General features: G+C 64.2%; 10 protein-coding genes. 6 read left to right on the top strand and 4 right to left on the bottom strand.

The annotated features are described in order from the left end of the window. Positions 1-28 precede the first annotated feature (28 nt). Entirely contained in the window at positions 29-1168 is a 1140-nt protein-coding gene (locus tag DM373_RS08150) for a TDT family transporter (protein WP_110993061.1), read from the bottom strand. A 159-nt stretch (positions 1169-1327) separates the two neighbouring features. Here DM373_RS08150 and DM373_RS08145 point away from each other — a divergent pair, with 159 nt between their 5' ends. Together DM373_RS08145 and DM373_RS08140 are read left to right on the top strand one after the other, a co-directional pair. Beyond that, positions 1328-2518 carry an MFS transporter gene (locus DM373_RS08145; RefSeq protein WP_110993060.1) on the top strand — a complete coding sequence of 397 codons (1191 nt, stop codon included), beginning with the start codon at positions 1328-1330 and terminating at the stop codon, positions 2516-2518. Between the two features lie 203 nt (positions 2519-2721). Then, positions 2722-6198, top strand: coding sequence for a hybrid sensor histidine kinase/response regulator (locus tag DM373_RS08140; protein WP_110993059.1), 3477 nt, complete (start codon positions 2722-2724; stop codon positions 6196-6198). Here the strand turns inward: DM373_RS08140 and DM373_RS08135 are convergent. Next, positions 6170-7528 (bottom strand): DNA recombination protein RmuC, encoded by a 1359-nt coding sequence (locus tag DM373_RS08135; protein WP_167409812.1) that lies wholly within the window; start codon positions 7526-7528, stop codon positions 6170-6172. The two genes, DM373_RS08140 and DM373_RS08135, sit on opposite strands and share 29 nt — an antisense overlap. Positions 7529-7753: 225 nt before the next feature. Next, the gene (locus tag DM373_RS08130) at positions 7754-8167 is read right to left on the bottom strand and encodes a tetratricopeptide repeat protein (protein WP_110993058.1); all 414 of its coding nucleotides are present in this window, start codon (positions 8165-8167) and stop codon (positions 7754-7756) included. Positions 8168-9109: 942 nt separating this feature from the next. Between DM373_RS08130 and DM373_RS08125 the strand changes: the two genes are divergently transcribed. The 3 genes from DM373_RS08125 (at position 9110) to DM373_RS08115 (ending at position 11486) form a co-directional block, all read left to right on the top strand. Then, positions 9110-9334, top strand: coding sequence for a hypothetical protein (locus tag DM373_RS08125; RefSeq protein WP_110993057.1), 225 nt, complete (start codon positions 9110-9112; stop codon positions 9332-9334). Between the two features lie 245 nt (positions 9335-9579). Beyond that, positions 9580-10062 carry a hypothetical protein gene (locus tag DM373_RS08120; RefSeq protein WP_110993056.1) on the top strand — a complete coding sequence of 161 codons (483 nt, stop codon included), beginning with the start codon at positions 9580-9582 and terminating at the stop codon, positions 10060-10062. Between the two features lie 146 nt (positions 10063-10208). Next, a complete protein-coding gene (locus DM373_RS08115) occupies positions 10209-11486 on the top strand; it encodes an OmpP1/FadL family transporter (RefSeq protein ID WP_110993055.1) in 1278 nt (425 codons plus the stop codon). Positions 11487-11529: 43 nt separating this feature from the next. Here DM373_RS08115 and DM373_RS08110 read toward each other — a convergent pair whose 3' ends face one another. Continuing rightward, entirely contained in the window at positions 11530-12459 is a 930-nt protein-coding gene (locus DM373_RS08110) for a LysR family transcriptional regulator (protein ID WP_110993054.1), read from the bottom strand. A 115-nt stretch (positions 12460-12574) separates the two neighbouring features. Between DM373_RS08110 and DM373_RS08105 the strand changes: the two genes are divergently transcribed. Further along, the gene (locus tag DM373_RS08105) at positions 12575-12835 is read left to right on the top strand and encodes a DUF2798 domain-containing protein (RefSeq protein WP_110993053.1); all 261 of its coding nucleotides are present in this window, start codon (positions 12575-12577) and stop codon (positions 12833-12835) included. Positions 12836-12910: the final 75 nt, after the last annotated feature.

Here is a 12910-nt window from a genome sequence, read left to right as displayed (position 1 = left end):
AGGATTCTGCGGGCAAGCCGGCGAATGATCAGCGCTGGGCAATGCACGGCGACACGAACAGCTCGCCACGCCATGCCCCGCGCAAGGTGCGGCTGGCCACCAGGGCCCAGAGCATGGCCAGTGCCACCACCAGCACCTGACCGAACACGCTGAAGAAGCCGAGCTGCAACCAGGCCGCCAATTTCAGAGTGGCCAGGCAGTACACCCCCAGCGGGAAGGTGAAGCCCCACCAGCCCAGGTTGAACGGCATGCCCTGGCGCATGTAGCGCAGGGTGATCAGCACCGCCGTCAGCAACCACCACAACCCCGCGCCCCACAGCACGATGCCGGCCACCAGGCCCAGGCCACGGGCCACCTCACCCAGGCTGCCCAGGCCATTGGCGGCGAACACCGCCGGCGCGTCGCCACCGAGCACCAGCATGCCCAGCGCACCGGTGCCGATCGGGCCCAGGGCCAGCCAGCTGGAAGCCGCCATGTTGGCCGGCGGCAGTTTGTGCAAGGCCATGCGCAGCATGAGGATGGTGAGGATGCTGAACGCCACCGGCAGCGACACCGCCCACATCACATAGCTGGTGATGACCACCAGGAACTGTGCGTGAGCGTCCGCCAGGTGCGGCGCCAGCAGCCCGCCGCTGGCGGCGGCGACTTCGGCAGCCACCACCGGCAGCAGCCACACCGCGGTCATCTGGTCGATGCTGTGCTCCTGGCGGGTGAACATCAGGTAGGGGATGGCCACCCCGCACAGCAGCGCCAGGCCCACATCCAACCACCACAGGCTCTCGACCCAGGGCACCACCGCCTCGCCCCAGCGCGCCAGGCCGAACACCAGCGCGCCATTGAGGATGGTGGCCAGCCCCATGGGGATGGTGCCGAAGAACATCGACACGGTGGAGTGGGCGAAAATCCGCCGGGCCTCGTCGAAGAACAGCACCCAGCGGGCGCCATACAAGACACAGAACAGGACGAACAGGCCGATGGTCAGCCACCACAACCCTTCGGCCAGGCTGTCCAGCAGCGGGATGTGCAGCTGGTGAAAGGCCAGTGCCAGCACGCCGGTACCCATGGTCGCGGCGAACCAGTTGGGGGTGAACTGGCGGATCACCTCGCGGGGATGGGCCAATTGGCTGAACGGGCGCCATGAAGGCGCTCGGGTCTGGGTGCATGGCATGGGCTGTCTCCTGGCCTTGTGTAAGGTGGATTTATCTTATGCCTTTGAAGAATATCTATATAACGGGTAATTTCTCTATCTGTTATCGATTTTAAAGATATAGCCCATTGCATGCCGGCTGGCATATGCTTGGCCGCTGACAAAGACAAGGATCCGTCGATGCTGCGCGCCCTTAAAAGCTACCCTGCCGCCGTCCGCCTGCTGCTGCTCACCACCTTCACCCTGACCACGGCCCGGGCGATCACCCTGCCCTACCTGGTGGTTTACCTGTCTGCGCACATGGCCCTGTCGATTGGCCAGACGGGGCTGCTGGTCGGTGGCGCGATGTTCCTGGCATCGTTGCTGAGCCTCTATGGCGGGCACCTGGTCGACACCCTGCGCAGCCACACGCTGATCGTGGCGAGCGCGCTGGTGTTCGCCCTGGCCATCGCGGGGATGGTGGCCAGTACCTCGGCAGTGCTGTTCTTCTGTTTCCTGGTGGTGGCCAACCTGGCCCAGACCGTGGTCGACATTGCCGCCAAGGCGGGGTTCTGCGCCTTGCTGCCCGAAGACCAGCGCGGCGAGGTGTTCGCCATCAAATACACCTTCAACAACGTCGCCTGGGCCGCCGGGCCGATGCTCGGGGTGCTGTTGATCGAAGCCGACGACCACCTGCCGTTCCTGGTGTCGGCACTGATTGGCCTGGGCCTGAGCCTGGTTTATCACCGCCTGGGCGAACGCGGCCTGTCGAGCCAGAGTGAGGACGCACCGGCGACAGGCTTCATCCAGGTCGCCCTGGGCATGCTGCGCGACCGGCGCTTGGTGTGCTTCACCCTGGGCGGCGTGCTCAGTGCCGTGGTGTTCGGGCAGTTCACCGCCTACCTGTCGCAGTACCTGGTGGTGAGCATCCACGACCCCGCCGAAGTGGCGCGACTGGTGGGCTACCTGGTGACCACCAACGCCCTCACGGTGATCGCCCTGCAGTACCTGATCGGCCGGCGCATAGCCCGCCAGCACCTGATGCCCTGGCTGATGGCCGGCATGGCCATGTTCGTCGCTGGGCTGCTGGGGTTTTCCCTGGCCGGCTCGGCACTGGCCTGGTGCCTGGCCATGTTGGTGTTCACCTTGGGCGAAATCATCGTCATTCCCGCCGAATTCATGTTCATCGACCTGATCGCGCCGGAACATCTGCGTGGGATCTATTACGGCGCGCAGAACCTCTCCAACCTGGGCGCGGGGCTGGGGCCGATGCTGGTGGGCCTGGCCCTGGGGTACATGGCGCCAGCGGCGGTGTTCTATCTGTTGATCGGGTCGGTGCTGCTGGCGGCGGTGTTCTACTGGTTGGGCACGCGTGGGGCCCAACATACTTAGCTGGCAGTACCGGCCCATCGCGGGGCAAGCCCGCTCCCACGTAGTGAATCCAGTATTGGCATGTAGCCTGTGGGAGCGGGCTTGCCCCGCGATGGGACCTGCGACGTCCTGCCACTGCGACCAACGTCGGCGCTGACGAACCCGCCCCTGCGTGCCAGACTGATTGATCGTGACCGCGTTTCATTTTTTGCTCCGGAGTTTGCATGTCGTTGTCCAGCGGGCTGATCGCCGTGGTCGCCCTGGCCTATATGGCCATCATGTTCGCCATCGCCTTCTACGGCGACCGCCGCAGCACCCCGTTGCCGCCGAAGCTGCGTGCCTGGGTGTACAGCCTGTCGCTGGCGGTGTACTGCACCAGCTGGACCTTCTTCGGCGCGGTCGGCCAGGCCGCCGAGCAATTGTGGGCGTTCCTGCCGATCTACCTGGGCCCGGTGCTGCTGCTGATCTTCGCGCCCTGGGTGCTGCAGAAGATGGTGCTGATCAGCAAGCAGCAGAACATCACCTCGATCGCCGACTTCATTGCCGCCCGCTACGGCAAGTCGCAAACCCTCGCCGTGGTGGTGGCGCTGATCTGCCTGGTCGGGGTGCTGCCCTACATCGCCCTGCAGCTCAAGGGCATCGTGCTGGGGGTGAACCTGCTGATCGGCGCCAACGCCGACGCCACCGGCAGCCGGGTGCAGGACACCGCGCTGGTGGTGTCGCTGGTGCTGGCGCTGTTCGCCATCGTGTTCGGCACGCGCAGCCTGGACGTCACCGAGCACCACCGTGGCATGGTCCTGGCGATCGCCTTCGAGTCGCTGGTCAAGCTCCTGGCGTTCCTCGCCGTGGGCGCCTTCGTGGTGTTCAACCTGTACGACGGTTTCGACGACCTGTTCACCCAGGCGCGCCAGTCGGTGCACCTGGAAAGCTACTGGCAGGAGACCATCAACTGGCCGTCGATGGTGGTGCAGACCGCCGTGGCGATGATGGCGATCATCTGCCTGCCTCGGCAGTTCCACGTCACCGTGGTGGAGAACATCGAGCCCCAGGACATGCGCCTGGCACGCTGGGTGTTCCCGCTGTACCTGGCCCTGGCCGCGCTGTTCGTCGTGCCCATCGCCCTGGCCGGGCAGATGCTGCTGCCGGGCACGGTGATCTCCGACTCGTTCGTGATCAGCCTGCCGTTGGCCGAAGCCCACCCGAGCCTGGCGCTGCTGGCCTTCATCGGTGGCGCCTCGGCGGCCACCGGCATGGTCATCGTCGAGGCCGTGGCGCTGTCGACCATGGTCTCCAACGACATGCTGCTGCCCTGGCTGCTGCGCCGCAACAACGCCGAGCGGCCGTTCGAAGCGTTCCGCCACTGGATGCTCTCGGTGCGCCGGGTGACCATCGTGGTGATCCTGCTACTGGCCTATGTGAGCTACCGCCTGCTCGGTTCCACCGCCAGCCTGGCGACCATCGGCCAGATCGCCTTCGCCGCCGTGACCCAGCTCACCCCGGCCATGCTCGGCGCGCTGTACTGGAAACAGGCCAACCGCCGCGGCGTGTTCGCAGGCCTGGCCGCCGGCATCTTCCTGTGGTTCTACACCCTGGTACTGCCGATCGCCGCCCACAGCCTGGGCTGGTCGCTGTCGCTGTTCCCGGGGCTGGCCTGGCTGCACGGCAACCCGCTGGACCTGCCGATCACCCCGCTCACCCAAGGAGTGGTGCTGTCGCTGGCGGGCAACTTCACCCTGTTTGCCTGGGTCTCGATCCTGTCGCGCACGCGGGTCTCGGAGCACTGGCAGGCCGGGCGCTTCATCGGCCAGCAGACCAGCGCCCGCCCCAGCAGCAAACCGTTGCTGGCCGTACAGATCGACGACCTGCTCAACCTGGCCGCGCGCTTCGTGGGCGAAGAGCGTGCCCGGCAGAGCTTCATCCGCTTCGCTTACCGCCAGGGCAAGGGCTTCAACCCCAACCAGAACGCCGACGGTGACTGGATAGAACACACCGAGCGCCTGCTCGCCGGGGTACTCGGCAGCTCGTCGACCCGCGCAGTGGTCAAGGCGGCCATCGAAGGCCGCGAGATGCAGCTCGAGGATGTGGTGCGCATCGCCGACGAGGCCAGCGAGGTGCTGCAGTTCAACCGTGCGCTGCTGCAGGGCGCCATCGAGAACATCAACCAGGGCATCAGCGTGGTCGACCAGAACCTGCACCTGGTGGCCTGGAACCGGCGCTACCTGGAGCTGTTCAACTACCCTGACGGGCTGATCAGCGTCGGCCGGCCGATCGCCGACATCATCCGCTACAACGCCGAGCGTGGCCTGTGCGGCCCGGGCGAGGCGCAGGTCCATGTGGCTCGGCGCCTGCACTGGATGCGCCAAGGCCGTGCGCACTCCTCCGAGCGGCTGTTCCCCAATGGCCGGGTGATCGAGCTGATCGGCAACCCGATGCCCGGCGGCGGTTTCGTCATGAGCTTCACCGACATCACCCCGTTCCGCGAAGCCGAGCAGGCCCTGCGTGACGCCAACGAAGGCCTGGAGCAGCGGGTGGCCGAGCGTACCCACGAGCTGTCGCAGCTCAACCAGGCGCTCACCGAGGCCAAGAGCCGCGCCGAGGCCGTCAGCCAGTCCAAGACCCGTTTCCTCGCTGCCGTCAGCCACGACCTGATGCAGCCGCTGAATGCCGCGCGGCTGTTCTCCGCCGCGCTGTCGCAGCAGGCCGAGGGCATGAACGACGAAGCCCGGCAACTGGTGCAGCACATGGACAGCTCGCTGCGCTCGGCCGAAGAGCTGATCAGCGACCTGCTGGACATCTCGCGCCTGGAAAACGGCAAGGTCACCCCCGACGTCAAAGCCTTTGCCCTCAACGAGCTGTTCGACACCCTCGGTGCCGAGTTCAAGCTGCTGGCCGCCGAAAAAGGCCTGGCGTTCCGCCTGCGCGGCAGCCGCCTGCGGGTGGACAGCGACATGAAGCTGCTGCGCCGGGTACTGCAAAACTTCCTCACCAACGCCCTGCGCTATGGCAAGGGCCCGATCCTGCTGGGCGTGCGGCGCCAGGGCGAGCGGCTGTGGCTGGAGGTGTGGGACCGTGGCCCGGGCATCGCCGACGACAAGCTGGCGGTGATCTTCCAGGAATTCAAACGCCTGGACAGTCACCAGACCCGCGCCGAAAAAGGCCTGGGCCTGGGCCTGGCGATTGCCGACGGTTTGTGCCGGGTGCTTGGCCATCAGTTGGAAGTCCGCTCCTGGCCGGGCAAGGGCAGCGTGTTCCGTGTCTGCGTGCCGATTGCCCGCAGCGCCGCACCGGCGGCGCCGGCACCGATGGAGCAGCCAGGCCAGCCGCTGGCCGGGCTGCAGGTGCTGTGCGTGGACAACGAAGACAGCATCCTGATCGGCATGAACAGCTTGCTCAGCCGCTGGGGCTGCCAGGTGTGGACCGCCCGCAACCAGGCCGAATGCGAGGCGCTGCTGACCAAGGGGCTGCGCCCGCACCTGGCGCTGGTGGACTACCACCTGGACGATGGCGAGACCGGCACCGGGCTGATGGGCTGGCTACGGGCGCGCCTGGGCGAGCCGGTACCGGGTGTGGTGATCAGTGCCGACGGGCGCAACGAGACCATCGCCATGGTCCATGCCGCCGGCCTGGACTACCTGGCAAAACCGGTCAAGCCCGCAGCGCTGCGCGCCCTGCTCAATCGGCATCTGAGCCTGGTTCAGTAACGGCTTCGTCGCTCAGGGCGCGCTCGATCAATTCGGCCGGCAGGCTCTTGCTGGCCCGGGCGCCGAGCAGCTTGAGCTGCTCGCTGCGGCTGACCAGGTTGCCGCGCCCTTCGCAGAGTTTGTTGCGCGCTGCGGCGTAGGCCTTGTCGACCTGTTGCAGGCGGGTGCCGAGCTCGTCCAGGTCCTGGATGAACAGCACGAACTTGTCGTACAGCCAGCCGGCGCGCTCGGCGATCTCGCGGGCGTTCTGGGTTTGCCGCTCCTGTTTCCACAGGCTGTCGATCACCCGCAGGGTGGCCAGCAGAGTGGTCGGGCTGACGATCACGATCTGCCGGTCGAAAGCCTCCTGGAACAGGTTCGGCTCGGCCTGCAGCGCCGCCGAGAACGCCGCCTCGATCGGCACGAACAGCAGCACGAAATCGAGGCTGTGCAGGCCATCGAGGCGGTTGTAATCCTTGCTCGACAGGCCTTTGACGTGGTTGCGCAGCGACAGCACATGCTGCTTGAGCGCGGCTTCGTCGTTGTTGCTGACGAACTGCTGGTAGGCGGTCAGGCTGACCTTGGCATCGACCACCACCTGCTTGTCGCCCGGCAGCATGATCAGCACGTCGGGCTGGAAACGCTCGCCATCGGCGCTCTTGAGGCTGACCTGGGTCTGGTATTCGCGGCCCTTTTCCAGGCCCGCGTGCTCCAGTACCCGCTCGAGGATCAGCTCGCCCCAGTTGCCCTGGGTTTTCTGGCCCTTGAGCGCCTGGGTGAGGTTGGTGGCTTCGTCGGACAGGCGCAGATTGAGCTGCTGCAGGCGCTCGAGCTCCTTGCCCAGCGAGAAGCGCTCGCGCGCCTCCTGCTGGTAACTTTCCTCGACGCGTTTTTCGAACGCCTGGATGCGTTCCTTGAGCGGGTCGAGCAACTGGCCCATTTGCTGCTGGCTGGTCTGGGCGAAGCGCTGCTCGCGCTCGTCGAAGATCTTCGTGGCCATTTCGGCGAACTGGGCGCGCAGGGTGTCACGCGCTTGCTGCAGGTCTTCCAGGCGCTGCTGGTGGCTTTCCTGCTGCTCGCGCAGCTCGGCCTCCAGGCGAGCCGCCTGCGCTTCGAAGCGGCGCAGCTCGGCTTCACGGTTGGCACGTTCCAGGCTCCAGGCGTGGGCGGCGTCGCGGGCGTTGTCGCGGTCGATCTGCAACAGCTCCAGCTCACGCCCCTGGGCGGCCAACTGGGCCTGCTTGACGGTGTTGGCTTCGCTCAGGTCGCTGATCTCGTCACGGCCGGCGTCGAGCTGGGCCTGCAGGCCTTCCTGGGCCATCTGGGCACTGCTCAGGCGCTCTTCGAGCAAGGCCCGCTCAGCGTCCCGGGCACCCTGGCGGCGCTGAACCTGCATGACCCATCCCAGGCAGGGCAAGGCACCCGCCACCAACCCCAGCAGAATGCTGGTCAGATCCACTGCCATGGTCACCCCGAACGATCTTTTGCGAATGCTGCGCAGCTTATCAGCAGCTTGGTCAGGTTGCCTGCGAGGCCTCATCGCGGGGCAAGCCCGCTCCCACGGTGCGCAGCGCGATCAGCTGTCGCCCCACTGGCGCAACAACCGCCGCGCCTCCTGTGAGCCCTGCCCCGCCGCCAGCTCCAGCCAGTAACGTGCCTGCTCGGGCTCCTGGGCCTGGCATGCACGCCCGTACTCCAGCTGTGCGCGGCGATCACCGGCACGTGCAGCCTGGCGCAGCAGCTCGTGGCCGATGCGCCGGTCGCGGGCGTTGCCGCAATCGCGGCACAGCATCTGCCCCAGGCGGCTCTGGGCCACCACCACGCCCTGGCGGGCCGGCTGTTTGAGCATACGCCCGGCCAGGTGCTTGACGCTGGGCTTGTCGCCCAGGCGCGGGCTGTCGAGCAGCCACAAGGCAACTTTCAGGGAAAAGTGTTTTTTGGGGGGCAACGATGCATCCGAACTGGCGAGGTGTTTACCGCGAAACTTCATGACCGACAGCGTAGGTGACTCAAGAGGCGCGCCACTCTACTCTTTTTTTTTCGCCACGGCCCGGCAGACTTTTGGCCAAGATCGATTTTTTTTCATGTTTTTTTCTTGACGTTTTTGCGAGGCGTATCTCCACCCCCGCAGCACCACCCCGATTGTCGGACACTTGATGAAACTGCTGGCACGCCCGTGCTAGAGCAAGTGCTCGGGACAATCCACAGAAGCTGTGGATAACTCGGTGGACAACCCCCTCGAGAAGCCCGCAAACCCCTATGAACCGGGGCTTACAGTCAAACTGTCGATTTTTTCACCAGTAAAAATTAGTGTTTTTTTTCATTGACTTAAGCTCGCAGTCAAGTCATTGGCGAAGCGTTTGCAGCCTGTTGCACGTGGCTAACAGGCACTGTCTCAAATGTGTACAAGTGCACCATCAAACGGCATGGGCGTGCTCGAAAACAGGCCATCCAGGCATTCGACGGGGCAGTTCCCCTCTTCACAGCACCGACAAGAATCGACATAATGGCCGGCTTCGCTGAAAACAACTGAATACTTGCAAACCCTCAACCATTCGTGTAGGGTGCGCCCTGTTAGTACCCAGCTGAAAGTCAATTCCGGCCACACAGTCCTCGCATGCGCCCTCGACCACGAGCAGGCAATGCCCCATCAGGACCGGCCCATTCGATGATCCACTTGGCAGCCAACGCTGCTCAAGCACGAATCACGTCTCAGATTGATCAGGATCTTCCCCGGTGCCTCGAACCCTGGCCCCGGTGTGCTGCCTGCCTTTTGTCGTACCTACCAGTCAGCCCAGCGCCCACCTTTGCTTGCGCCACTCTGGCTGCCCTGTTCCAGTCAGGTTCTGCGTCTCCTTAATAAAGACGTCACTGGAACGTTTCTATTGTGCACGGATCAAACCCCGTGTCTTACGCAGGAACATCCAACAATATGAGTAACCATCATCAAATTCAGGTTGCCGCTGGCACCCTCTCCAAAGCCTTCGCTCCACTGAAGTGCCTGATCGTCGCGCCCCGCAAGGGTAGCTTCAGCTTTACCCTGGTCGACGAATATGGCGTCGCTTGCCACTCCGAGCGCCTGTACCCGGAACAGTACACCCGTGCCGAGCCCTTGCAGGCAGTGATCGAGCGCACCCGCCAGTCGCTGGTTGCATGAATGAATGGCGCGCGATTCATGCCATGAATCCATGCCCATGCAAGCTGCCTGAAGGTTCTTGGCTTAATTGCCAGCGGGCATATGCCCCGCGACCTCAGGCAGCAATCGATTTAAAAACAGCCCTTTACACCATGCTTATCACACTACACTTCAACTCGAGCGGCCGTGGTCGCTTCCGACGGGCCTGACCACTCACCAGCTGCCAAGCTCCAGCGCCCGTCGGTCCTGATCTGTTCGAGGGCACCATGGGCATCGCTGCGAACGAGTTGAGTCGATACGTGATCCGGCCAACGCTGATCTACCTGAATCGCCACTGCGAAAGCGCCGAAGCATTGTTACTGGGCGTTGCCGCCAGCCAGTCGGCACTGGGCTCCGCCTTGCACGACAGGCGCGGCCACGGCCTGTACCGCATTGCCGAGCACCGCCACCGCTGCCTGTGGGACCAGTTCCTCGCCCGCGACCCGGAACTGGCCAGCCTGGTCCGTGGCCTGGCCAGCCAGCATGCCTTCCTCGGCGGGCCGCACCTGGAACTCACGGTCAACCTGCGTTACGCCACCGCCATTGCCTGGATGCTCATCGAGGAGCAAGCCACCCCGCTACCCGCCGCCGACGACCTGCTGGGGCTGGCGCGTATCTGGCGCCAGACCTTCAACCCCCAGGGCCGCTTGCGTGACTTCACCAGGGCCTGGCAGCACTGCATCGAACCCGTTGCGACAGAGGCGCTCTGAGAATCGTTCTCGTATAAACCCCGGAAAAAAGGAATTTTGGTCGGATTGTCCTACAAAACCGCTCTATCTCCTGCGTTACAGCCTATAGCGTGGAGCGAGATTTGTTGGTAGCTTTCCGCCCCGGAGATCCCAAGGAGTTTCTAATAATGAAAAAAGCAATGCTCAAAACCTCCCTCGGTATTGCCGTTGCCCTCGCTTCCAGCCACTTGCTCGCCAGCGGTTTCGCGCTGAACGAACAAAGTGTCAGCGGCATGGGGACAGGTTTCGCGGGTCGTTCTTCTTCTGCCGAAGATGCCAGCACCGTGTACGGCAACCCGGCGGGCATGGCGCGCCTCAAGCGCGAACAAATTACCGTGGGTGGCGCAGCCATCTTTGCAAAATCCGACATTTCCGGCCGTGGCAGCAACTTCGGGGGGGAAACCGATGGTGACATGGTCCCGGTCGTCGGCGTGCCGATGGGTTACTACGTCAAGCCGATCGACGATCACTGGAGCGTCGGTTTCGGTGTGTACGTACCGTTCGGCCTGGTTACCGACTACGGCAGCGGCGACGCCGCACGCTACTGGGGCAAGAAGAGCCACGTCGAAGTGGTGACCTTCCAGCCCACCGTCAGCTACGCCTTCAACGACAAGGTGTCGATCGGCTTCGGTCCGACCATCAACCGCATCAAGGGCGAACTGGGCTCGAACACCGTCAACCCACTCACCCCTGGCCGCAACGACGGCGAAGTGAAGATCAAGGGTGACGACACCGCCGTCGGCTACAACATCGGCATCATGATCCAGGCCACCGACCGTACCCGCATCGGCCTGACCTACCACTCGATGGTCGACTACAAGCTCGAAGGCGACACCAAGGTCAACAACGCGTTCCTCGGCCCGTTCAGTGGCAGCAAGTTCGACGCCGAACTGAAGATCAAGACGCCGGAGTCGGCCGACTTCTCGATCACTCACGAGCTGGATGACCAGTGGACCCTGTACGCAGGCACCACCTTCACCCGCTGGAGCCGCCTGAAAGACATCACCGTCACCAACGAGTTGCCGGCACAGGTTGCCGCCAACCCGATCGGGCGCGGGCTGGGCACCATCACCGAGGAGCAGAACTGGCATGACACCTGGGCTGGTGCCGTCGGTGCGGCCTACAAGGTGAACAAGGAGTGGACCCTGCGCACTGGCTTCTCCATGGACCAGTCGCCGACCAACAACCACGACCGCTCGCCGCGCATCCCCACTGGCGATCGCAAGATCTTCAGCCTGGGCGCCGGCTACAGCCCGACCGACGACATGACCATCGACGTGGCTTACTCCTACCTGTGGGAGGAAGACACCAAGGTCAACCTGGCGAGCCAGACCAAGGGCAGCTACCAGGCCAAGTACGAAAACAGTGCTCACGGTGTCGGTGCATCCCTCACCTACCGCTTCTGAGTCACTGCCGCAGCATGAAAAAACCGCCCACGTGGCGGTTTTTTCATGCCTGGACGGGCCAGCTGTCGCCCAGACAGTCCTGCAGATACGCCGTGAAGGCACGTACCTTGGTGGTCATGGCATGGCGGTCCGCCAGGCACAGGTAGACATCCATCGGCTCGGTCTGGGCATAGGCCTGGGCGTTGTCGCTGAACTCGAACAATGGCACCAGCCGCCCGGCCTCCAGGTGCGGTCGCGTGATGAACTCGGCCAGGCGGGTGATGCCACCATCGTTCAGTGCCATCTGGGTCAGGGCATCGATGTCGTCGCTGATAAGCACCGAGCCGAACTGCGCTTCGAAACGCAGCCCATCGCGCATGAACCCCCAGGGCAGGAAGCGCCCGTCCACCGGATAGCGGAACACCAGGCAGCGATGCTCGCGCAACGCCTCGGGCGTAGCCGGCCAGCCGTGGGCGGCCAGGTAACCGGGCGAGGCACAGCAGATGAAGGGGATGCGCGCGATATGCCGGGCCAGCAGGTTGTCTTCCAGCTGCGGGGTGATGCGCAAGCTGACGTCGACGTCCTCGCGGGCATGATTGACCTTGCGGTCAGTCATCACCAACTCTATCGAAAGCTGCGGATAGCGCGCGGCGAACGCCGGGATCAGCGGCGCCAGCACATGCCGACCAAAGGCCGAACTCGAGGCAATGCACAACCTGCCCTGCGGTTCGCTGTCGGGCGTGGTCACGGCTTGTTCGGCCAGGGCCAGATCACGCTCGATATGGCTCACCCGCGCGTAGTACAGGCTGCCTGCCGGTGTAAGCGCCATACTGCGGGTGGTACGCGACAGCAGGCGGACCTGCAGGTGAGCCTCCAGGCGCGCCAGGTTCTGGCTGACTGCTGCTGGGCTAAGCCCCAGCACGCGGGCACCCCCGGCAATGCTGCCGGCCTCGACCACCTTGATGAAACTGCGGATGGCGTTGAGCAGGTCCATGTCGTGCCCTTCGGATTCGTAAGAATCTCTTTATAAAGAACACACTGAGCAAGGTCTACAGGCGCCTGGGCAGTCATTGCTAACCTGCGCCCTCACCTTTCGCACAGGAATAGCCATGAACGAGCCCCTTGCACTGCGCAACCGACGCAAGCTGCACCCAGCTGCGACACCCTATGTCTTTGCCTTTTTCATGTCGGGGATCATGGCCATGCTGATGTGCTTCGTGATCACCGCAGCCACCGCCGGGGTGGATGACGAGTACCTGAGCAAGGTGCTCAAGGCCTACCAGCTGGCGATGCCGGTGGCCTTTGTTTGTGTGCTGATGGTAAGGCCACTGGTCGTGCGCCTGGTGGCGCTGACGGTGCACTCTCGTTGAGGGTAGGTAGGGCCTCAGGTGCAGGTCGGGGTGTTGGGTGAAGGCCACCAAGTGCCTGGCGCTGTAAACCTGTCG

Origin of the sequence: Pseudomonas sichuanensis (genome assembly GCF_003231305.1) — a bacterium.
GTDB lineage: Bacteria > Pseudomonadota > Gammaproteobacteria > Pseudomonadales > Pseudomonadaceae > Aquipseudomonas > Aquipseudomonas sichuanensis.
The sequence above is the reverse complement of the archived record's forward strand: the minus strand, read 5'-3'. Positions and strand labels throughout refer to the sequence as shown.